The organism is Anabaena cylindrica UHCC 0172, assembly GCF_034931625.1.
GTDB lineage: Bacteria > Cyanobacteriota > Cyanobacteriia > Cyanobacteriales > Nostocaceae > Anabaena > Anabaena cylindrica_A.
In genome coordinates, this window is record NZ_JAYGGY010000015.1 from 24,277 (window position 1) to 45,868 (window position 21,592).

General features: G+C 39.3%; 20 protein-coding genes and 2 pseudogenes. 4 read left to right on the forward strand and 18 right to left on the reverse strand.

Going from position 1 to position 21,592, the window contains the following annotated elements; all coding sequences use genetic code 11:
- Positions 1 to 121: 121 nt before the first annotated feature.
- The 7 genes and pseudogenes from VB713_RS06480 to nifB form a co-directional block, all read right to left on the reverse strand.
- Complete coding sequence (locus VB713_RS06480) at positions 122 to 721, reverse strand: hypothetical protein (protein WP_323310756.1); 600 nt, start codon at positions 719 to 721, stop codon at positions 122 to 124.
- On the reverse strand, positions 708 to 1,235 hold the full coding sequence (locus VB713_RS06485) for a hypothetical protein (protein ID WP_323310757.1): 528 nt from the start codon (positions 1,233 to 1,235) through the stop codon (positions 708 to 710). Before VB713_RS06485 ends, VB713_RS06480 begins: the two co-directional genes overlap by 14 nt.
- 289 nt (positions 1,236 to 1,524) lie before the next feature.
- Positions 1,525 to 1,962, reverse strand: a pseudogene (locus tag VB713_RS06490) (AAA family ATPase); the annotation flags it as partial.
- A 237-nt stretch (positions 1,963 to 2,199) separates the two neighbouring features.
- Positions 2,200 to 3,102, reverse strand: coding sequence for a Fe-S cluster assembly protein NifU (nifU, locus tag VB713_RS06495; protein ID WP_323310758.1), 903 nt, complete (start codon positions 3,100 to 3,102; stop codon positions 2,200 to 2,202).
- 94 nt (positions 3,103 to 3,196) lie between these two features.
- The gene (nifS, locus tag VB713_RS06500; RefSeq protein WP_323310796.1) at positions 3,197 to 4,402 is read right to left on the reverse strand and encodes a cysteine desulfurase NifS; all 1,206 of its coding nucleotides are present in this window, start codon (positions 4,400 to 4,402) and stop codon (positions 3,197 to 3,199) included.
- 270 nt (positions 4,403 to 4,672) lie between these two features.
- A complete protein-coding gene (locus VB713_RS06505) occupies positions 4,673 to 5,011 on the reverse strand; it encodes a DUF362 domain-containing protein (protein WP_323310759.1) in 339 nt (112 codons plus the stop codon).
- A gap of 102 nt (positions 5,012 to 5,113) precedes the next feature.
- Positions 5,114 to 6,553: a nitrogenase cofactor biosynthesis protein NifB gene (gene nifB / locus VB713_RS06510; RefSeq protein ID WP_323310760.1), complete on the reverse strand. Its 1,440-nt coding sequence runs from the start codon at positions 6,551 to 6,553 to the stop codon at positions 5,114 to 5,116.
- A gap of 1,107 nt (positions 6,554 to 7,660) precedes the next feature.
- Here nifB and VB713_RS06515 point away from each other — a divergent pair.
- Positions 7,661 to 8,632: an NAD(P)-dependent alcohol dehydrogenase gene (locus tag VB713_RS06515; protein WP_323310761.1), complete on the forward strand. Its 972-nt coding sequence runs from the start codon at positions 7,661 to 7,663 to the stop codon at positions 8,630 to 8,632.
- 680 nt (positions 8,633 to 9,312) lie between these two features.
- Here VB713_RS06515 and VB713_RS06520 read toward each other — a convergent pair.
- From VB713_RS06520 to VB713_RS06570, 11 genes are all read right to left on the reverse strand, one after another.
- Complete coding sequence (locus VB713_RS06520) at positions 9,313 to 9,759, reverse strand: hypothetical protein (protein ID WP_323310762.1); 447 nt, start codon at positions 9,757 to 9,759, stop codon at positions 9,313 to 9,315.
- A gap of 13 nt (positions 9,760 to 9,772) precedes the next feature.
- Positions 9,773 to 10,087, reverse strand: a complete 315-nt coding sequence (locus VB713_RS06525; RefSeq protein ID WP_323310763.1) for a hypothetical protein — start codon at positions 10,085 to 10,087, stop codon at positions 9,773 to 9,775.
- 141 nt (positions 10,088 to 10,228) lie between these two features.
- Positions 10,229 to 10,615 (reverse strand): type II toxin-antitoxin system VapC family toxin, encoded by a 387-nt coding sequence (locus VB713_RS06530; protein WP_323310764.1) that lies wholly within the window; start codon positions 10,613 to 10,615, stop codon positions 10,229 to 10,231.
- Positions 10,602 to 10,847 carry an AbrB/MazE/SpoVT family DNA-binding domain-containing protein gene (locus tag VB713_RS06535; RefSeq protein WP_323310765.1) on the reverse strand — a complete coding sequence of 82 codons (246 nt, stop codon included), beginning with the start codon at positions 10,845 to 10,847 and terminating at the stop codon, positions 10,602 to 10,604. Before VB713_RS06535 ends, VB713_RS06530 begins: the two co-directional genes overlap by 14 nt.
- Positions 10,848 to 10,977: 130 nt before the next feature.
- A complete protein-coding gene (ftsH3, locus tag VB713_RS06540; protein ID WP_323310766.1) occupies positions 10,978 to 12,819 on the reverse strand; it encodes an ATP-dependent zinc metalloprotease FtsH3 in 1,842 nt (613 codons plus the stop codon).
- Positions 12,820 to 12,946: 127 nt separating this feature from the next.
- A complete protein-coding gene (locus VB713_RS06545; protein WP_323310767.1) occupies positions 12,947 to 13,738 on the reverse strand; it encodes an aminotransferase class IV in 792 nt (263 codons plus the stop codon).
- A 67-nt stretch (positions 13,739 to 13,805) separates the two neighbouring features.
- Positions 13,806 to 14,591 carry a hypothetical protein gene (locus VB713_RS06550; RefSeq protein WP_323310768.1) on the reverse strand — a complete coding sequence of 262 codons (786 nt, stop codon included), beginning with the start codon at positions 14,589 to 14,591 and terminating at the stop codon, positions 13,806 to 13,808.
- Positions 14,592 to 14,617: 26 nt separating this feature from the next.
- Positions 14,618 to 15,835 (reverse strand): acetate kinase, encoded by a 1,218-nt coding sequence (locus VB713_RS06555; RefSeq protein ID WP_323310769.1) that lies wholly within the window; start codon positions 15,833 to 15,835, stop codon positions 14,618 to 14,620.
- Positions 15,836 to 16,180: 345 nt separating this feature from the next.
- Complete coding sequence (locus tag VB713_RS06560) at positions 16,181 to 16,408, reverse strand: hypothetical protein (RefSeq protein ID WP_323310770.1); 228 nt, start codon at positions 16,406 to 16,408, stop codon at positions 16,181 to 16,183.
- 389 nt (positions 16,409 to 16,797) lie between these two features.
- Positions 16,798 to 18,150 carry a (Fe-S)-binding protein gene (locus tag VB713_RS06565; protein ID WP_323310771.1) on the reverse strand — a complete coding sequence of 451 codons (1,353 nt, stop codon included), beginning with the start codon at positions 18,148 to 18,150 and terminating at the stop codon, positions 16,798 to 16,800.
- A gap of 95 nt (positions 18,151 to 18,245) precedes the next feature.
- Complete coding sequence (locus VB713_RS06570) at positions 18,246 to 19,559, reverse strand: FAD-binding oxidoreductase (RefSeq protein WP_323310772.1); 1,314 nt, start codon at positions 19,557 to 19,559, stop codon at positions 18,246 to 18,248.
- A gap of 71 nt (positions 19,560 to 19,630) precedes the next feature.
- Between VB713_RS06570 and VB713_RS06575 the strand changes: the two are divergent.
- From VB713_RS06575 to VB713_RS06585, 3 genes and pseudogenes are all read left to right on the forward strand, one after another.
- Positions 19,631 to 19,858 (forward strand): annotated as a pseudogene (locus VB713_RS06575) (hypothetical protein); the annotation flags it as partial.
- A gap of 140 nt (positions 19,859 to 19,998) precedes the next feature.
- Entirely contained in the window at positions 19,999 to 20,448 is a 450-nt protein-coding gene (locus VB713_RS06580) for a PqqD family protein (RefSeq protein WP_323310773.1), read from the forward strand.
- Positions 20,449 to 20,564: 116 nt separating this feature from the next.
- Positions 20,565 to 21,581, forward strand: coding sequence for a nucleotidyltransferase family protein (locus tag VB713_RS06585; RefSeq protein ID WP_323310774.1), 1,017 nt, complete (start codon positions 20,565 to 20,567; stop codon positions 21,579 to 21,581).
- The last annotated feature ends 11 nt before the right edge of the window (positions 21,582 to 21,592 follow it).

Here is a 21,592-nt window from a genome sequence, read left to right on the forward strand (position 1 = left end):
ACGCGAAGGACGCGAAGAAAGAAGGAAGAAGATTAGTATTCTTACACTGGGAAAGGAGTATCAATGACATAGCCGAGATACGATCGCTCATAGATAGATAATATGGCTCAAAAATAAGAAGCTATCGTGAAGACTGCCAACCTTCTATAACAGCCTTAATAATATTAATGTAGTGACTATCTAAGCTTTCGATTGCAGTTTCTCCACCAGACTTCAATGCCTTAATCACACGAGACTTTAAATCAGGTTCAGCCTCATCATTAACATAGGCAACTTTTTCAGCTTCAGTAGCAGTAGGGTTAGACTTCTCTAGCTGTTGTAGAAGTTCCTGGATTTCAATAGCAGCTTCTGCAAGAGTTTGCCTTTTTTCAAATCCTCCATAATTAATAGTTCCATCTACTAGATAATTACCATGTTCTACGATTACACGCTTATCAATGTCACCAGAATAAGAAGCACCTTCTTGGACAACAATTTGCTTGAATTCATTAATAAAAGATGATGGACTGTTTTCTAGAGCTTTTCGGAATGCATCAAGAGTAGCAACTGTAATCAGTCCTAAAAGAATTATTAAAACCTGCTGTAACTCACTAGCCATTTCCAATTTAACTAAGACTAGTGTGATTAAAAGAAGGATTAGTGAAAGATAAATAGCAATAAAAACCTTAAGCCGTTTTTCAAATCTAAACACACTAATTATGTCTAACTTAGGATCTTGCATCTATAGACTCCTCAGATTGATTATCTTTTTCTTTAGCATCAGACAGAAGTTCATTTGAGTTTTTGGGAAATCCCTTTAATCCATCTACAAGAACACTTATCTCTCCTAAAGAATAACCTAAAGGTCTGGCTAAACCCAAAATTAGAAACAACAAACCAGCCAGGGGAAAATATTGTAAGAAATACAATCCAACACTAACCGAAATAATAATAGCTATAGTTTGCTGACCACGTTGAAAAAGTGCCTTTTGTTTTACTTCTTGCAGATGAACTTCAGCCGATTTTTGTGCATAATTTAATCGTCTATCTTTTGTATCTAATTCTTGAATTTTCTGTCTTAAATTTAATATTTTCTCAAATTCATCTACTGTTTTTGCTTCCATAAAGTGATTACCTAAAACCTCTTTATAGACTTGGATATCAGATTTAATTTCCTGCTTTATTATTGATCCACTTTGAGGTTGATCCGATGGTAACGTGATCTTCCCTGTTTGCTTTACTTCTCTATCGTCCATTTCCTCCCTCATACTCTATTCTTAATGAAGATACTATTTAAGCATTATTACACGGATTGTCAATAATCTCTTTATTTTACCACTAGGCAATTATAAATCACCAAATCAGTAACCCATTTATCAAAAATCATGTATCTCTCTTGACACAAGGTAAAAAATAGGGTAAACAAAAGAATAAACCCTAACAAAAACCCCATTTTACCAAGATTTCCCAGGGCAAAAATAGGGAACAAAAAAATCAAAATTCCCAACCAATTGCACCAACAAAAACCCTAAACAACCTCTCTTAACCTTCACGGATAGGCATAGCAAAACCACCGCATACAACGTCACCTAATACGTCGTAAGATACGAAATCTAAGTCTGTGTAAGCACCGTTTTCTTCTAGGAAGTTAATAGCGGTGATAATACCACGACCTGCACAACCTACACCGGGTTCTGGACCACCAGATTCTACGCACTTAACACCACGGAAACCGGTCAACATGACTTCGTGGAGTTCTAAATCTTCAACTGCACCTCTTTCAGCAGCCAAGGAAAGAACGGTGGTTTGAGCCTTGGAGTGGAGCATCAAACGGGTAGAGTCAGCTTTAGGGTCGCAACCTACGATCATGATGCGTTGACCCATTTCAGCCATTGCTGCAAGGGTGTTTTGAGAGGTGGTAGATTTACCGATACCGCCCTTGCCGTAGAATGCTATTTGTCTGATATTTGCGTCAGTAGCCATTGTTTGTTTTTTCCTAGAGTTGGTTGATTGGGTGTTTGTCTTTTTTGGTTCTCACGGCCAAGTTCTACGGCGGTGAGCGTGTGTAGAACGTCGCTATGGAGGCGATCGCTCTACAGAAAATAGAATTAGTGTTGAGAGCATTGTATTTATTAGGTTGTGAGGATTACTGGTGTGCCATTTATCAATTGTTCTTGATCATTTACTAATGACTAATAACCACTGACTAAGGACTAATTTTTAAACTGCTTCGACGATGATTTCTGGGCTGATGCGATCGCGTAATCTCGCTTCAATCGCAATCTTCAAAGTGGCTGTGCTGCTGGAACATGAACCGCAAGCACCTTTGAGAATAACTTGGACTTTATTGCCTTCTATATCGTAGAGTTCTACATCTCCACCGTCAGCAATTAAGACGGGTCGGACTTCTTCATCTAATACTTTTTGAATCAGGGCTATTCTTTGAACATTAGTTAATGGTCTTTGTGTCCCTGAATTAGCAATTTCTGTAGTAGCTTTCACGCCGTTGGTGTTGAGAGTTTGATTGGCGGTTTCCTGCTTTACTTCTCTTATTATATCATCAATTTTCGTTAAACAGGAACCGCATCCGCCACCAGCTTTTACATAATTTGTTACTTGTTCTGCACTGAGGAGATTATTTTGTGTAACTGCCTTTCTAATCTTGGTATCAGTGATACCAAAACAGCTACAAATTAGTACTCCTTCATCATCATCATCGTGGGCAGCTAAAGGAATACCTCGATAATTATAGATAGCAGCTTCTAGAGCTTCTTGACCCATAACTGAACAGTGCATTTTCGCTTCTGGCAAACCACCCAGGTAATCGGCAATGTCTTTATTAGAAACCTTTAAGGCTTCATCTAATGTTAAGCCTTTTACCATTTCGGTCAAAGCACTGGAAGATGCGATCGCACTGGTGCAACCAAAAGTTTGAAACCGAGCATCGAGAATCTTATCTGATTCAACTTCAACTTTGAGGTGCAATCTCAGAGCATCACCGCAAGCAATACTGCCTATCTCTCCAGTTGCCAGCTTAACACCAGCTTCGCCAGTTTCTTCAATTGCACCCTGGTTTTTAGGATCGTAAAACAGTTCTAATACTTTATCTGTGTAGTCCCACATAGCTAATTTTAGATGTTAGATTTTTGTTCTTAGATTGATTTTTAGTAATTGGTGATTGGTAAAAGATTATTTACCTATTACCTATCACCCTTACCTATTTACTACTAACTAATGATTGTTGTTGTAACCAACCCGCATTATCATTTTTGAAGGGAGATAAAGCGCGGAGACGTTCAACAATTTCTGGCATCACTGCGATTACTTGATCAATTTCAGCTTCTGTGGTGTAACGACAAAGACTGAAACGAATCGAACCATGTAAAGTGGTGTATGGTAAACCCATAGCCCGCAAAACGTGGGAAGGTTCTAGTGAACCAGAAGTACAAGCAGAACCAGATGATGCACAAATACCGTATTTATTTAGGGAGAGCAAAATAGCTTCACCTTCAATATATTTGAAACCAATATTTGTGGTGTTTGGTAATCTATGACTAGGATCGCCGTTGACTTCACAGTCGGGAATTTTCGCAAGCAGAGCTTTTTCTAAGCGATCGCGCAACCGGCTTTCTCTCTTGGTTGCCTCTTCTAAATTTAGCATTTCTAGTTCCGCAGCTTTGCCCAGAGCAATAATTCCCGGAACGTTCTCTGTACCTGCTCTGCGTCCCCGTTCTTGATGTCCACCAAGGAGGAAAGGACGGAACCGCACACCACGACGCACATATAGAACACCAATGCCTTTAGGTGCGTGGATTTTGTGACCAGATATAGTTAACATATCTATGGTGCTGGTCTTCATGTTCAAGGGTAATTTACCTACCGCTTGGACTGCATCGACATGGAAGATAGCGCCGTATTCCTTAACTCTAGCACCAATCTCTTCAATTGGAAAGATAGTGCCGGTTTCGTTATTGGCATACATCACGCTCACCAAAGCGGTGTTACCTGTCAGAGAAGCTTCCAATTCATCTAAATCTAACTGTCCTTTGGCATTTACTGACAAATAGGTAACAGTATAGCCTTGGGTTTCTAGTTGTTTGCAGACATTTAAAACTGCGGGGTGTTCTACCTGAGTTGTAATGATGTGGCGTTTTTCTGGTTGAGCTAACAATGCCGCACGAATAGCAGCATTATCTCCCTCAGTTCCACAACTGGTAAAGACGATTTCAGATTCTTCTGCACCTAGTAAAGCCGCAACTTGTTCTCTGGCTATTTTCACACCTTTGCCAAGTTGTCCACCAAAACTGTGCATACTAGAAGGATTACCGTAATAGTCCGTCAGGTAAGGCAGCATTGCCTCTAAAACTGCTGGATCTACTTTGGTGGTAGCATTGTTGTCAAGATAGATGCAATTCTTTTGCATTTTAGTCATTAAGTTATTAGTTATTACTTATTAGGAATAGGTAATTGGTAATTGGTTATTGGTCATTGGTCATTGGTAATTGGTCATTGGTCATTGGTCATTGGTCATTTGGTAATTGGTCATTGGTCATTGGTATTTGGTAATTAGTAAAAACTTACTTCTTTCCAGTACCCAATCCCCAGTCCCCAATCCCCAGTCCCCAGTACCCAGTACCCAATCCCCAGTCCCCAGTCCCCAGTCCCCAATCCCCAGTCCCCAATCCCCAGTCCCCTAAACCACTACTTGATGCTTCTGCAACTGTTCTGAGAACTTCTGGGAATAAGTATTCCGCCAACGTTCCCAGTAATCTTGTTTATTTGTCAATTTTGCTAAAACGCGATTGTAATTAGCAAACCAACCTTCCCAATAATCGCTTGGTTGTTTAACGCAACCATGAGCAGTGGGACAACCTGCTTTACATTGAGGTACGGTGTAAATACTGCCAACACAGTTTGTGCAAAGTTCAGAATCAATCCAGTGATTACCATCAACTACTTTGATTGCACCAGTAGGACAAACAGACAGACAAAGCTTGCAGGAAATACACTGGCTAGTAATTTTGTAAGCCATAATTATTTGTCTTTGTGTGAATTGGTGATTAGTGATTGGGTACTGGGTACTGGGTATTGGGAAAAGTTTCTTTTCTAGTCCCCAGTCCCTAGTCCCCAGTCTCTATTCCCCAGTCGCTACATATTGCTCGTAAAACTCTAAAGCAACTTTTTCAATTACGTCGTAAGATTCAACAGTTTGTATCCCGGCTGCTTCTAGCTTTTCTTTAGGACAGTTGCCGATTTTGGATACCAAGACCGCTTTACAATCTGCGATCGCTTTCATTATATTGTCTGCGGTAGCTTCTTCGCTGTATCCACCTTGACAATATTGGTCAATCTTACGATGACTGACAAAGCGCACTTCGTTTCCATCAACTTCATACACTTGAAATTCTTTGGCGTGTCCGAAGTGTTGGTTAACTAATCCACCACCTTTTGTGGCTACTGCAACTAGGATTTTAGGACCATTGGCAGGTTTTTTGCCATTGCTGGCTTTATCTTTGGCTGCTTTAATTTCTTCTCTAAACTTCTCAATACCTTCGTGAACTTCTTGGCGGGTTTCAAAGTTATATTCGGGAGCCATTTCCATGAACTTATCTTTGGTAAATTCTTGGCTACGGTCTTCTCCTAATAATCCTACCGCATCTGCTCGGCACTGACGACAGTGACGCATCATTTTCATGTTGCCAGAACAGTTATCTTGAACTTCTTTGAGTTCTTTACCTGTGGGTCCCCGTTGACCGGTTAAACCAAAGTGTGTACCATGTTCTGGTGCAGAAATCAGCGGCATGATGTTGTGTAAGAATGCCCCTCTCTCACGAATTGCTTTGTTAACTTCTACCAAGTGTTGATCATTAACTCCAGGAATCATCACGGAATTAACTTTGCACAAGATATCAGCTTCTTTGAGAGCTTGCAAACCTTCCAACTGCTTTTCTAGGAGAATTTTTGCTCCTTCCACGCCTCTATAACGCTTACGTTTGTAATGAACCCAAGAATAGATTTGTGCGCCTATTTCTGGATCGATGGTGTTAAGGGTGATAGTAACGTGATCTATATTTAATTGTTTGATGCGATCAATATGTTCTGTCAACATCAAACCGTTAGTCGATAAGCACAGTTTAATATCTGGTGCTTTGTCTGCAATCAATTCAAAAGTACGGAAGGTTTTTTCTGGATTAGCCAAAGGATCACCAGGCCCCGCAACTCCCAAAACTGTCATTTGGGGAATTTTACCCGCAATTACCAACACTTTATGTGCGGCTTCTTCAGGTGTGAGCAACTCACTTACCACTCCAGGGCGACTTTCGTTAGCGCAGTCATACTTGCGGTTACAATAGTTGCATTGAATATTACAAGCTGGTGCAACTGCAACGTGCATCCGGGCGTAGTGATGATGAGCTTCTTCACTATAGCAGGGATGTTTGGCGATGCGTTCTATGAGTTTTTCGTCCATTTCTGGAGTTGTGGTGCTGTCGCAACCGCAATTACCAGATTTAGCTGGGGTGATAATGGATTCCTGATTGGAGGAGGTGAGAATGTTTGTAGCAGGTAGTGTCATTTAATTTCGCAAAATCGGTGGACTTGAGAGCCACTGTGGGAGATGCTTTTACTACTGCCAATGCCTATGAACTGAAGTCGCGTCTTACTCACTTGCCCCAGGGGTTAACCTGATATTGATACCAATTTTAGACAAGTATGAAGATTGACAATTCTGGAAATAGCCTATTAATCAAGGCTTTTTATCCAAAATCTAAAATCTAAAATCTAAAATTGATACAAAGGTGGGCAGAAAATTATTGGGGTTCGGCTGGTGTGTGTCAACGTTTGGGTCTTGGGTAGACTTTGTGTGTACAGCCGCGACTTCCATTCACTCTAGGCATGGTGCTATCTCATCCCTCCACTCACTTTCGGCTTCTAACTTTGTTAAGGAGCGTTAAGTGATTGGCGATAAATGATTTATAGCAGCCGTTTCTAGATTGGTGCTTGGGCTGTCTAGGATAGGATTTATTGGATATATTATGTTTGTACTCAAATCTATAAACCCCAATCTTTGCCAGGGTTACAAAAATTAAATAAAATTTTTTCGGGTAGAGGTTCTAGTATTTTTCAGTTGGGGTACGAGTATTTTTCGAGTGGGGTTCAGGATTTCTTTGTACTCAGTCAAAACCCAATACCTGCAAGGGATTGAGTAATAATTTAGTTTAATTTGGGCTACATTACCCATGTACTCAAACGATCCTCAAATCCTCCTAAAAGCCTTAGTTCGCAAGAGATTTGAGGTGTAAATCTGGAATCGAAAACGTTGTCATAGTCCAGATATCTGCCAACTTATATTCTGTATCCAACATATCATTTTTTTTGAGATAAAAATGCAGTTCATATTCTTTTAACTTTTCAATGATTAATGATGTGAATTGTACTTCTAACCTATGTTGAATCAGCATTCTAGCTCTAATAGGATGATAACTCTTAATGCAGATTATTTGCAATAAATTTAATTTTCTAAGGCGGTTTTTCTTGGTTTCACGTTCTTAAAGCTGTTCGGGAATGATAAATAATGTCAAATTAGGTAATAGGGAATAGCAAACAAAAAAATTAATCGTTCTGAACTTTTGGCATCGCTACACTATATATATGGCGAACAAGTCAAACAGAGGGAAATGTAATGAAAGCTGTTGTTATCCGTCGCTATGGTTCTGCTGAAGTGTTGCAGTATGAAGAGGTGGAACAGCCGAAAATCAAGCCTGAGCAGTTACTTGTAAAGGTTCACGCTAGTAGTGTTAATCCCATTGACTGGAAAATTCGCCAGGGAATGTTGAGTTTATTGACGGGAAACAATTTCCCCATGATTCTGGGGTTTGATGTGGCTGGGGAAGTGGTAGAAGTTGGTTCGCAAGTGACGCGCTTCAAAGTAGGAGATGCTATTTATGGCAGCACTAGTTTTCCTGGAGGTGCTTATGCAGAATTTGCAGCTATCCCGGAAAATTTTGCGGTTCCCAAACCCAAAAATATGAGTTATGAGGAAGCAGCCACTGTACCTTTAGCGGCGCTAACGGCTCTACAAGCCCTGCGAGACTTAGGAAATATCAGATTAGGTCAAAGGGTATTGATTAATGGTGCTTCGGGCGGTGTGGGCGTTTTTGCGGTGCAAATTGCTAAGGCGTTGGGGGCTGAGGTGACTGGTGTTTGCAGTACCAGAAATTTGGATTTGGTAAAATCTTTGAATGCAGATTTAGTAATTGACTATACGCAACAGGATTTTACAGAAGGTAATGTGCAGTACGATATCATTTTTGATGCTGTTGCCAAAAGAACATTTTCTAATTGCAGAAGAGTTCTCAAGCCAGATGGGATTTTTATTTCCACGTTACCTACTCCAGATGTGATTGTGCAGAGTTTTTTAACAATGTTTCTGCCTGGTCAAAAGGTAAAATTTGTGTTAGAGAAACCTAACAGTAAGGATTTGGTTTATTTAAAAGACTTGATTGAAGGGGGTAAAATACGGGCAGTATGCGATCGCACCTATCCTTTACAAGAATTAGTAGAAGCTCATCGGTATAGTGAAGGAGAGCGTGCGGTGGGAAAAATTGCGATCGCCACGCTTACCGCAGGCATCGGTGTGAAAACTTCCACATAAACACCACGCTCTCTAGAAAGTACAATCTTTGGTAGTGGTAAATATGAGATTTCACTACATATTTACCACTACCCATTTTTTTAATTATACTACTGTATATTTAGGGAATTGAATGTCTGAGTTCTGCTTCTATTTATTGTATTCGGAGGTAGAACCTCCAAGATGGTATTCCCAGTCTCTGACTGGGAACGAGATAAAAATCTAAAGCACGACAACTTGAAAGAATATTGAAAAAAACTAAATTTTTTGAATAATTTTCAAACTTGTCTTATAATAGGAGTCAATAATGCTATATATAAGCTGAAAATACTTTCTTTCTCTTCGGGAGAAAGTGTATGGCCGATCATGACCTCGTTGGAACCTTCATTCACTGCCTTTGTTCTCGTGTTGCTATTGGTGTCAGATTTATTTTGGAGACCGCTTACTCAAATGCCAAGTTTAATTAAGGAGGTAGTTAAGCGTTTGATAGAATCAATTAAGAACATAATGCCACGAGCCGCTTGTACTAGCATTATTATGAAGGGAATCGCAGGTGCGGCTCATGCTATCAAAAACAGAATAAGTTGAACAGCAATATCCTCTACACCTTGCTGAAAGTAATCTAGACTTTAATGGGAAGTTAGATATTTTTTTACGTTTTTTTTCAGAGAATTTATTTAATTGATTTGATGAATTACGAGTTAGGTATTAGTAACTTGTCTTTTATTAAGCAGAGGAGAATCTATATCTAAAAGCCAATTTTCATCAACTAATTCTAGATTTTCATTATAGATAAGAACTAGCTCACCTATATTCTGAATAATCGGACTTCCGAATGGATAAGATTTATCATGAGGATCATGAGGGATCATCTTAGCATGAATAGTAGTAGTACCAATAAGAGAAAATTTGAGTTTTAGAAACCGATTATCTTGCGTAACACCCACAAAACTGCTGACTAATTCTGCTTCTATAGTGCGAGGTAAACTAATTGAGTCATAATATTCATCCTGTTCATCCCAATAACCATTGATTGTATAAAAGCATTGTTCAAGATGTTTTTGAACAAGAGAATTAGGATCTAAATTTTCTAATATCTCAGTTAAATCTTGCCAGACTTGGTGATTTTTTAATTGAAGTGTAGTCATAATCTATTCTGGATTAATGTTGTGTTACAAAACCAGGAAAATGTAATATACCATTAATATATTTGGCGTGAAACCGTCTATCACCACCGTTACCTAATACTTTAGATTTTAAATTATATCCTTTTTCTTGAGAATCAACAAGCCCACTACTACCCTGTGGGTGTACTAACCCTTTTGTAATTGCCTTGAAATGCTTTCCTTTACTATCATATCTTATACCTAATTTTATTTGTTCATCGCTAAATGAAACTTGCAAATCATAAGTTGAAGAATATATAACGTCAGGTTTAATATCTTGCCAATTATTGGGTAATGGTAAAACTTCCATGATATCTAACAATTTACGGCTCTACTGATGCCTTTATAGAATCGAATAATTACATAATCATATCATGCAAGTGTATTGAGAAAAAAATGCGATTTGAGAATAAAGGGTAGAAAAGAGCGATTTTTGGGGATGATGAAATAACTAAATGCAATCAAAACCTGTTTCACTTCTCAATTTTCTATCAAACGTTGCTGTTATAGTACAACCGGATTGTTGAGAAACTGCACCAATTAAATAATCTGAAAAATCTGCATTTCCCTGTTTAAATCGTTGCAAAGATTGATAAATCACAGACCTATTTTCCCATTCAAAAACAGCACATTGCAACATCATTTCTATAGTATTACTAATTTCTTCTTTACTAAAAGAATAAGGCTTACCACGCAAAACCCAGATTAATTCACAGATAACAACATTAGCAACGAAACACTGTTCTCCGCCTTCTACAATCTTAACAGCTTTTTCCCATTGCTGATCATCATCTTTTGTGAGGTAGCGTACTAAAATATTTGTATCAAGTCCAATCACTTGCAGCCTCACTAATTGTTCTTTCCATTTCCTCTAAAGTTGCAGACTTCATCCCTTCTCTATGCAGAATCCCAGATAATTTTTTGATAGGTATATTCAGGGGAATAAGTTTAACTATCCCATTTTCATCAATCACAAAATCAACCTTACTTCCTGTATCCAAATTCAAATAATCTCTAATTTCTTTAGGTATAGTAACTTGTCCTTTTGTGGTAATTGTTGCACTAGTCATTACTTATTCTCCTTACCTAATTTCCTTATTTTAAGGATAACAAACCTCTCTGCGCCTCTGTGTGAGATAAAAAAATTGGGGTAATTCCAGAAAACCCAGAATTACCCCAACCTTAAAAACTGATTAACTACTATGCAAAAGCAGCAGTTCTGACATCGTTATTTGTGAGAATTTCTTGCAATTCATCAGCGTCTACGGTTTCTTTGTCAACCAACATTTGCGCGATTTCATCCAAAATGTGACGGTTGTTTAGCAACACTTCTTTAGCGCGGAGGTAAGCTGTATCGACTAGTTTACGGACTTCTTCATCAATTGCGGCTGCGGTTTCTTCGGAGAAGTCACGTTCAGACATGATATCTCGACCGAGGAACATATTGCCTTGTTGACGACCTAAAGCCACGGGACCCAAGCGATCGCTCATCCCAAACCGAGTTATCATCTGTTTAGCAACTCTGGCTACCTGTTGCAGGTCATTGGAAGCACCTGTGGTAACTTCATCTTCACCAAAGATAATCTCTTCAGCTAAACGACCACCTAAAGCCACAGCCATCTGATTTTCTAGATAAGCACGGCTATATAAACCTGTATCCATGCGGTCTTCGCTAGGAGTAAACCAAGTCAAACCACCAGCGCGACCACGGGGAATGATGCTAATCTTCTGTACAGGGTCATAGTCGGGCATTAATGCACCAACTAAAGCGTGACCAGCTTCGTGATAAGCAACCAAGGTTTTGCGCTTTTCGCTCATTACTCGGTCTTTCTTCTCTGGCCCAGCTAATACGCGGTCGATGGCATCATTGATTTCATCCATCGAAATTTCGGTTAAGTTGCGACGTGCTGCTAAAATTGCGGCTTCGTTCAACAAGTTGGATAAATCTGCACCGGTGAAACCAGGGGTACGACGAGCAATTTTATCCAAGTCCACATCTTTCGATAAGGTTTTACCCCGTGCGTGAACTTTGAGGATTTCACTCCGTCCAGCGTAGTCAGGACGGTCTACAACAACTTGACGGTCAAAACGACCTGGACGCAATAAAGCTGCATCTAATACGTCAGGACGGTTGGTAGCAGCAATGATGATGATACCTGTGTTACCTTCAAACCCATCCATTTCGGTGAGCAACTGGTTGAGGGTTTGTTCCCGTTCATCGTTACCACCACCTAAACCTGCACCCCGTTGACGACCTACTGCGTCAATTTCATCAATGAAGACGATACAGGGAGCGTTGGTTTTAGCTTGTTCAAATAAATCGCGGACGCGGGAAGCACCCACACCGACGAACATTTCCACAAATTCAGAACCGGAGATTGAGAAGAAGGGTACACCTGCTTCCCCAGCTACAGCACGAGCGAGGAGGGTTTTACCAGTACCAGGAGGGCCGACTAAAAGTACACCTTTAGGAATTTTGGCACCAACTGCGGTAAAGCGATCGGCGTTTTTCAAAAAGTCTACGACTTCGTTTAATTCCAATTTGGCTTGGTCAATACCAGCAACGTCACCAAAGGTAACTTGGGTTTGGGGTTCCATTTGCACTCTGGCTTTAGATTTACCAAAGTTCATGGCTTGGCTACCAGGACCACTTTGAGCGCGACGTAACAAGAAAAATAAACCAACCAGAAGTAATACAGGGAAAAATAAGCTGCTTAGTGCTTTAAACCAAAATCCTTCGTCGGTTTGGGGTAATACCGCAATATCAACACCTTTAGCTGTCAGAGTATTAATTAAGTCTGGGTCGTTAACTAAGGTGACGCGCTTTTTATTAGGGTCGTATTTAGGTGTAACCATTGCTGTAGAACGGTCTGAACTGAGACTGACCTTTTCTACTCTGCCTTTGTCAACTTCTTGAATAAATTCACTGTAGCGCCAGGTTTCTACTTGAGGGGGTTGGTTGTCAAAAAACGCAGTTCCTAAAGCAATTACAACAATAAAAAGCAGTGCATACAGCCCCGCATTTCTCCATCTTTTATTCACAGAGGTCTATTCTCCTGTATATTTTGTTCGTTTTGTTTCTAGCAGACGCATCACGTCTCTAAAATTCAGAGAGGCTTTATTAGAATTATGTTAACTTATCTTAACGTATACCAAGGTGGTGTTCGTGTCATGATACAAATAATCCTCTAAGTTGCATAAAACATTTATGGTGGGGATTATATTGTAGCGACCCTGTGGGCTGTTGTACGGTATGGATGGGAATAATCTCGACCACACTATTAGTGTAGGCGATCGCTTCAAATTTTTTGACTAGTTCTGGTGTCCAGGGTTCTTGGCGAACAGTGATTTGGTGGTTTTTTAGTTGGTTGATGATGTGCGATCGCTCTATTCCCGGCAAAATTCCCACTTCTAAAGGTGGTGTCCACCAACAGCGATCGCACCACCCCCAAAGATTGCCGGTACTGGTTTCTAACCAATTTCCTAGAGCATCTATTAAAATCGCTTCTTCGGCTTGTAAAGATTGCACGCTATTTCTTGCTAACCAAGCACTCAGATAATTTCCAGTTTTATGCTGAGGGAGAGAACGAGCAAATTCCGGTTTAGTAAGGGCGCAGACAACGCCATTATTTTGCTTTTCTGTCAAGTTAGGTGGCAATAATCTACCAATTATCCATTCTCTGCCATCAGGAAAGATAGTAATTCTGAGAATAGGAAAATCTTGCAAAAGGATTTCCGCACCCTGACGGACAAAATTCCAATCAGGTTCTTGCCAACCAAAACTTTGTAAACTCAATTTCAACCGGGAACAATGTGCTTGCCAGTTAGTTAAACTATGATCAAGGGAGTTATTATACACCCGCAAAGTAGTGAAAACTGTCGCTCCATAAAGTAACCCTGGATCATTAATATCCAATTCCAGAGTTTGAGATGCAATTAATTTTCCACAATACCAATACATAATGGGAAGCAGGGAGCAGAGGTATTATCACTATTCCCCAACTATAAATTACGAATTACCAATTATTTTAATCTTTTGTAGGGAAAGTAATAGTAGGTGTGCGATCAGCATTAATCACTACCTTGCCTCCTAATTTTTCTATTTCTTCAACTGCTCTTTTGCGAGTTTTTTCATCAATATTATTTTGTAGAACCATTGTCCAGGTAGCAATTCTAGCATATTGACTTTCAGGATTATTTTTGAGAAATTCGGCAGTTTTTTCAGAAAGGAAAGCTACGTTTTTACTTTCATCATCAGCAGAACTACTAGCCCAACTAGCAGCTTGTAAGAAAGATTCTTTTGCAGCTTGAGAGTCACCTAAAAATAATAACTCATCAGTTCCTTTATAGCGCCAGACATAATAAGATTTTTTAGGTACTTGAGGAGATAGAAATTTTAAACCTTTCTCCATTAAACCAATAGACCTTTCTGGCATACCAGCATATAAAGAAGTACTCACAGAAAGACCTAGATAAGCTGCAAGAAATCTTGGGTCGCGTTTGAGAATAACTTCAAAATATTCTGGACTTAAACTATAACCAATTTTATCTCTAACTTCATTGTCGCCGAAATATTGCAAAAAATCTATATAAGCCCAATCAGCAATGACATTATCATAACTAAAGCTGGGAATTTGTTTGAGTAAATTCAGGCGCAGATTTTCTTTTTGCTGGTCTTTTTCTAGGGTTTCTACAGATGCAGTTTGTTTGCTAATTAATAGTTTTTGCAGTCTAGGTAATTGACTTAAACTAATTCCTAAAATACACAAACAGGCTACCAAAGGCGTAGTAATAGCTTCACGAGATAAAAACATAATTTAGACATTCAAACGCACAATTGTTATTTTTGCAGAATTTGCCAACATTGTTGAGCGATCGCCCAATCTTCGAGAGTATCTATAATTAATACCCGTACTGTTGAATCAGGGGTAGCAATATCTACATCAAGCAGATGCTGTTGATTTTTTTCTGAGTCTATTTTCAACCCCAAAAAGCCCCATGCATCACAGGCAGCTTGACGAATTTCTGGTGATTTTTCACCAACTCCAGCGGTAAAGACTAAAACATCCAATCCCCCCAGACTAGCCAGCATAGCACCGATTCCAGACCGCAAACTATGTATATACATATCCCATGCTAGTTGAGCGCGATGATTACCTTGGGCGATCGCTTCCATGACTTGAGGTACATCACTAGAAACACCCGAAATCCCCCTTAAGCCAGAAGCTTTATTTAACACATAATCTAACCTTTCTGCTGAGTAATCAGATTGTCGGAGCAGATAAATTAAAATCCCTGGATCAATTGAACCACAACGACTACCCATCATCAAGCCATCAAGAGGCGTAAATCCCATAGTTGTATCAATACTGCGACCATTTTTAATTGCTGCTAAAGAGCAACCGTTACCCAAATGGCAGTTAATTAATCGCAGTGATGTTAAATCTCGTTCTAGAATTTGCGCTGCACGATTAGCACAATACTGATGACTAATGCCATGAAACCCGTATCTACGGATACCTTGCTCTACCCATTCATAGGGGCCAGGATAAATTGCGGCTGCATCAGGTAAAGTGCTATGGAATCCAGTATCAAATACTGCCACTTGGGTAACATTTCCCAGGCTTTTCTCAATGGCTTCCATGCCATCTAAAGCGGCTGGATTATGTGCTGGAGCTAGGGTGGAAAGACGACTAATCTCTTTTTTGACATCATCTGTAATTACCACACTATCACGGTATTTTTGCCCACCATGTACTACCCGATGTCCCACCACATCAATTTCTGACAAATTACTAACTACCTTAGTAGCACCGCGACTGAGAGTATACAGCATATAAGCTACGTGTGCCTGCCGCGAGTCCCCATAAATAGATTCACGCAATACCTCACCCGTCGATGTTTTCACCTCAATTTCTGCCACACCCCGGTCTTGAGTCCAGTTCACTTTTCCTTCCCACAGGGGTTGGAGTGCTTGGTTAGGTAGATTTTCATCAGGGATATCATACACATAACCTTTTTGGCTACTAGAACCGGCATTAAGTACTAATATTTTCATAGGATAATGGGAAACCTCACCTGGTCTAATGACTTTATAATCCTACAATCGCTCATAAAAGTCTGCCACTGGGTAGAAAAATTTCCACATTGTAAAATTTACATGACCGTCATATTTTATAAAAAATGAGCTATTTTTTACTCACTTAAGTCGATTTTTATATCTTTTTTATTTAATTGTTTCAGCCTTAATTTCTTGTATAATTTTAGAAACTTCTTCCTCCGATTCAATATGACGTAACAGAACTTGTACAGTTGTATAGGACTCATATTTGATTTTTGAACAAAACTCAGTACACCTTTATTCCTTCTTCCCAGTCCCCAGTCCCTTGCCTCTACGAGTGATTCAGAAATCAAATCGGATTGCTATATTTAACAATCGTTCATTAAATAATTTGGCTATATCTTCTCGTAAATCTTGTCCAATATAGAATTTTAGCAAAGCTTCCATAGACATATCTTTATTAGCAGCTATTTCTTCTAGAGAAGCTAAAGTATCTATGGGTATTTTAATGGAAACAACTTCTGTAACACGAGGACGCAGTTGTAATTTTATTTCTTCATTATTGCTCATATAATCTCCTTTCGGTTTTTGTTGCTAAACGAGCAGAAATAATCCTGTTTCGGCTTTGTCGTTCTACATAAATAACTAATAATAACGTAAGTTGCTAGTTAGGGAAACTGTCTGATATGGCTTACGCCACGCTTTGCGAACAGGATTTCCAGGATTTAAGGATGAACAGGATGAAGTTTGGGATTTGATCGCCAATTACCAATTACCCTTTGTATCCCATTCAAACTCAATCCCCTGATTTTGGTAAACAAAAATCATTATTTAATTTCCTGTATTAAATTATAGATTTTTTTAATTATTGGTATGCTGCAAACAACTAATAATTAGATATTTTTGCAGCACGTATCATTTTAAACTACGAAATTGGGTGATTTGTTTTTTATAAATTCCTAAATCTCCAATTTCACACCCTGAATTGAATAATCTAACAACTCCATTGGGTGCATTACCGAAATTTTACTATCCTCTAAATACTTACTAATTTGCAAAGTACAACCAGGGTTTGCAGAAGCAATTAACTCAGCACCAGTATTTAATAAATTTTGTACTTTTTGCTTACCCAATTCCTCAGCAATTTCTGGTTGCAGCATATTGTAAACACCTGCGCTACCACAACATAAAGCCGCATCTAATGGTTCTCTTAAAGTCACACCTGGAATTTTTTTTAATAATTGCCGAGGTTGGACACTAATCTTTTGTCCATGTAATAAATGACAAGCATCTTGATAAACTAAAGTTAGATTTTTATCCGTTAAAGGTGAAAGTTTAGCAGTTAAACCTACATTCATTAAAAACTCTTGTGCATCTTTCACTTTCGCTGCAAATGCTTTGGCTTTTTCAGCATATTCTGGATCATCAGCTAAAATGTGACCATATTCTTTTAAAGTATGACCACAACCAGCAGCATTAATAATGATAAAATCCACATCAGTATCAGCAAAACTATCAATCATTTGTCTTGCTAACACTTTCGCTTGTTCAGTTTGTCCTTGATGTTCAGGAAGTGCAGCACAACAACCTTGAGATTTAGGAATTATCACTTCACAACCATTTGCAGTTAAAACCCTCACCGTTGCTTCATTAACAGGAGAGAAAAACAACCTTTGCACACATCCTAAAATTACCCCAACGCGATATCTTTTTTCACCCTTAGCCGAAATCACATCTGGTAAATTATCTTGAAAAGATTTGAGGGTAATTTTTGGTAAAATAGATTCCATTGCTGCTAACCGAGGAGATATAGCTTTAATTAACCCAGTAGCTTGCAATAACTTAGAAATTCCCAGCTTTTGATAAACCAATAATGGGAAAAGTAAAATTCTTAAAAGATCAGGATTGGGAAACAGAGAAAAAATCAATTGCCGGATTAACTTATCAGGTAAACTGCGGTGATAATTCCTCTCAACCTGATGCCGAGTTGCCGAAATCAACTTATCATACTGCACACCAGAAGGACAAGTTGATACACAAGCCAGACAACCCAAACAAGAATCAAAATGTTCCACAGTTGCCGTATTTAAAGCAATTTCACCCTCATTAATAGCATCCATTAAATAGATGCGTCCCCTTGGTGAATCCATTTCCTTACCTAATACCCGATAACTGGGACAAGTAGAGAGACAAAACCCACAATGAACACAACTATCAATCAACTTTGGATCTGGAGGATGAATTTCATCAAACCCCTTTAAATTCTTAATACTAGCAATATTATTATTAACAGCACCATCTGAAACTTGCATTTCTCTTTCCCCTCTTAACTTCGCTTTCTTCTCTACGAGACACTTCGTGAACGCGCCTATCCCTACGGGACGCTACACGAACGCGATTCATTCTCTTAAATTCCACCCACAAACCGACCAGGACTTAAAATATAATTACCATCAAACTGTTTCTTAATTCCCTGCATCAGGTGTAAAGCATTCCCAGTATAACCCCAAACATCTAACCTTTCCTTTATTTCCACTGGTGCAGCCAAAACACTTAAAAAGCCATAATTAGATTGACATAACTGACGCAACGAAAAAACTTGCTTTTCATCTGCAACTCTTACCAAACCCAAACCGCTACTCAAGTGAATCAAACCTATTTCTATCTGATTAATCACCTCAACTGCCATAGTCGGCAATATTCCTATTTTGCAAGTAATTAGAGCATCTATAACATCAGAGTGAATCTGTTTTGGTAATCTTTGCCATAAAATAGATTCATTTTCTGCTGAATAAATTACCGCATTTAAACCTAATTGTTGCCCAATTGCAAAAAGTCGATTTGACTGTTCTTTTACACTTTCATTAATACTTTGAAAACGGGTAATTAATCCTAATCCTTCACCTAAATCTAAATTAGACACCAACTTATTCGATAATAAATCTGCTTGAGTAGGTGTTAACTCAGAACCTTGGAGAATCGTCACAGCTTGGGATATGGCTTCAGCTTTACCAGTTAATATTACTGTTGCCGATGTTTCTGGTAGTGGATAAACTCGAAAAGTGACTTGGCTGATAATTCCTAAAGTACCGTAAGCACCGGTAAACAATTTCATCAAATCGTAACCGGCAACATTTTTTACTACCCTTCCTCCAGCTTTGGCGATTTGTCCATCTGCACGGATAAAAGTTATACCTAAAAGTTGATCACGGACACCCCCATAACGTTGACGCAGAGAACCTGTATCAGCAGTTGCGACGATACCCCCAATGGTGGCTGATGTGGGTGTGGCAGGGTCTAGGGCTAATGTTTGCCGAGATTTTGCTAAAATTTCCTGAAGATGGGCAAATTTCATTCCAGCTTCAACGGTGACAGTTAAATCACCAACTGCGTGTTCTATAAGTTGGTTAATGTGTTCAGTACTAACGACAATATCAATATTTTTAGCCAAACCACCCCAGTTGATTTTACTAGCGCTACCGCAGGGGAGAACGCGCCATTTATGCTGATTGGCGGTGGCTATGACTGCGGCTAATTCTGCTTGGGTGTGGGGATAAACGATACAACCGGGATGGCTTTTGGAGTCCATCGCTTGCTGGATGCGTTGTTGCTGATTGGTTTCGAGATTTTCCCAAGGTAAGATGGCGTTTTCTGCGTCTAGAATAGATGCTAGGGTAGATGCGTAGACACTTTGTGTCTTTTCGTTAGACATCGCATTCATCAGTTTATTTTTATATCCTCTTTACTAATGTACTGGTTATGGTGAACAAATATGGGAGGCAGAGTCTCTAGATGGCATTCCCAGTCGGAGACTGGGAACGAGGTGATGTAGCCGCTAGGGTGATGGAAACAGTCCCCTTATTGATGCAGTTGATCCGAGCCGAAATGCGATCGCATTTCGGCTCTTTATCTATACCACAGTTGCGATCGCTGGCATTTCTCAATCGTAATCCCGGTGCTTCCTTGTCTGAAGTAGCAGATCATCTTGGTGTTACCTGTGCTACAGCATCAACAACTATATAAAAATTAGTCCAACGTCATCTGCTGCAACCCCCGATTTCTCACAAGTGAGAAAAAATTATCGCTGTCAACATAATTTAGATGCTTTACCCTTGAGAATTTGGGTTAAACTCTAAAGTAATCAAATTGTAGGCATTTATATGGATAAAAACCAAGTATTTCAAGTCAATAGTCCTAAAATTGTGTCTGAAACTATTGATGGAGAAGTTGTAGTTGTTAATACTGATCGAGGTTACTATTACAGTCTCCTAAAAACTGGTGCAGATTTGTGGAGTTGTATCGAAGGTCATCTTGATTCGCATAGTATAATCCAAGAAATAGGAAAAAAGTATGATGGCAGTATCGAAGAGATAACTGCGGCAGTTGATGAGTTTCTAGACAAATTGCAACATGAAGACTTGATTATTGCTAATAGTATTATTACATCTGGAGCTATTAATCATCAGGAATCAGCTACCGGTAATGAAAAGCCCAAATTTGAGAAACCGATTTTAGAAAAGTTCACAGATATGGAAGATTTACTGCTACTTGATCCTATTCATGAAGTAGATGTAGATGCTGGATGGCCAAATGTGAAACCAGTTTCATAATGCAATACTGTAACCAAAACCCTGAAATCCTATTGATATAGTCACGATTAGGTTTCAGACCTATTTTGGAAAATTGGCAATAGTATTGATAGTGAATACAAGATATTGATTTTACTATGAGTTTGGATTTGAGCGGTCGCCTGGCTTACTTTGATAGTTATCGACTAGAACTGTCCCATCAACAATTACTCAAAGCCACGCTATTAATAGGTCAGCCCATGTTAACGGCTTGGGAAAATTGGCGTTATTCCGTTGATATAGAAAATTTGGATAATAGTAGCTATTTATTGCTGCCACAACTTTACCAAAATTTATTAGCTCATGGGGTTGATGACTCTGAAATGGCCAGGCTCAAGGGGATCTATCGCCGCAATTGGTATGCTAATCAATTGCACCTCAAATCTCTGACAGCAGTTTTATCTAGTTTCAAGGAAATTGGCATTGAGGCGATAGTATTAGGAAATGCTGGTTATGCTGGAGTAGGTAAAACTAAAATCGAGAATTACCGCTCGATTTCTAGCTTCCATCTCTTACTTGATGCTAATTATTTAGAAACAGCTATCCAGCATTTGATCTCGCTGAATTGGCATAGCGTCGATGGTACTACCCAGGAATTTAGGAAACTACGCTGTGATTCATCGAGGAGTTTACCGCTTTATTTGCAAAGACATCTGTTTTGGGCAATTCCCCAAGACTATACGGATGAGCAGGTGTGGCATTATGCGACTGCGGATTGGAGCAGTGAGGCGGGCTGGCGGTTGAGTCCAACGGATCAGTTTCTGGATGGATGCGCTCGAATGTTTTTTAAACAGCGATTACCCAAATCATCGAGTCCGCAAATACACAGAATTGTAGATGCTTTCCGATTAATTGAGAACCTGGGAAACAAGGATTGGAACAGGTTAATCACACAAGCACAGCGATATCAAATGATTTTGCCTGTACGGAATATGTTGCAGCTTTTGCAGCATTTGTTGGCAGTAGAATTACCAACTTGGGTATGGCCGGCGCTTTGGCAAATGCCGATCGCCAATAGTGAGTGGCTAAAATATCGAGTGCTGTCGGGCGATCGCCGCTCTCGGATACGTTCGACGATTGTGCAATCACTACAACTGTTGACTGTTTCTAAGTAATTGTTTCTTAA

Coding starts and splice junctions, on each gene's coding strand:
- VB713_RS06480 (WP_323310756.1), bottom strand. CDS start 721: ATGCAAGATCCTAAGTTAGACATAATTAGTGTGTTTAGATTTGAAAAA.
- VB713_RS06485 (WP_323310757.1), bottom strand. CDS start 1,235: ATGGACGATAGAGAAGTAAAGCAAACAGGGAAGATCACGTTACCATCG.
- nifU (WP_323310758.1), bottom strand. CDS start 3,102: ATGTGGGACTACACAGATAAAGTATTAGAACTGTTTTACGATCCTAAA.
- nifS (WP_323310796.1), bottom strand. CDS start 4,402: ATGCAAAAGAATTGCATCTATCTTGACAACAATGCTACCACCAAAGTA.
- VB713_RS06505 (WP_323310759.1), bottom strand. CDS start 5,011: ATGGCTTACAAAATTACTAGCCAGTGTATTTCCTGCAAGCTTTGTCTG.
- nifB (WP_323310760.1), bottom strand. CDS start 6,553: ATGACACTACCTGCTACAAACATTCTCACCTCCTCCAATCAGGAATCC.
- VB713_RS06515 (WP_323310761.1), top strand. CDS start 7,661: ATGAAAGCTGTTGTTATCCGTCGCTATGGTTCTGCTGAAGTGTTGCAG.
- VB713_RS06520 (WP_323310762.1), bottom strand. CDS start 9,759: ATGACTACACTTCAATTAAAAAATCACCAAGTCTGGCAAGATTTAACT.
- VB713_RS06525 (WP_323310763.1), bottom strand. CDS start 10,087: ATGGAAGTTTTACCATTACCCAATAATTGGCAAGATATTAAACCTGAC.
- VB713_RS06535 (WP_323310765.1), bottom strand. CDS start 10,847: ATGACTAGTGCAACAATTACCACAAAAGGACAAGTTACTATACCTAAA.
- VB713_RS06545 (WP_323310767.1), bottom strand. CDS start 13,738: ATGTATTGGTATTGTGGAAAATTAATTGCATCTCAAACTCTGGAATTG.
- VB713_RS06550 (WP_323310768.1), bottom strand. CDS start 14,591: ATGTTTTTATCTCGTGAAGCTATTACTACGCCTTTGGTAGCCTGTTTG.
- VB713_RS06555 (WP_323310769.1), bottom strand. CDS start 15,835: ATGAAAATATTAGTACTTAATGCCGGTTCTAGTAGCCAAAAAGGTTAT.
- VB713_RS06560 (WP_323310770.1), bottom strand. CDS start 16,408: ATGAGCAATAATGAAGAAATAAAATTACAACTGCGTCCTCGTGTTACA.
- VB713_RS06565 (WP_323310771.1), bottom strand. CDS start 18,150: ATGCAAGTTTCAGATGGTGCTGTTAATAATAATATTGCTAGTATTAAG.
- VB713_RS06570 (WP_323310772.1), bottom strand. CDS start 19,559: ATGAATGCGATGTCTAACGAAAAGACACAAAGTGTCTACGCATCTACC.
- VB713_RS06580 (WP_323310773.1), top strand. CDS start 19,999: ATGGATAAAAACCAAGTATTTCAAGTCAATAGTCCTAAAATTGTGTCT.
- VB713_RS06585 (WP_323310774.1), top strand. CDS start 20,565: ATGAGTTTGGATTTGAGCGGTCGCCTGGCTTACTTTGATAGTTATCGA.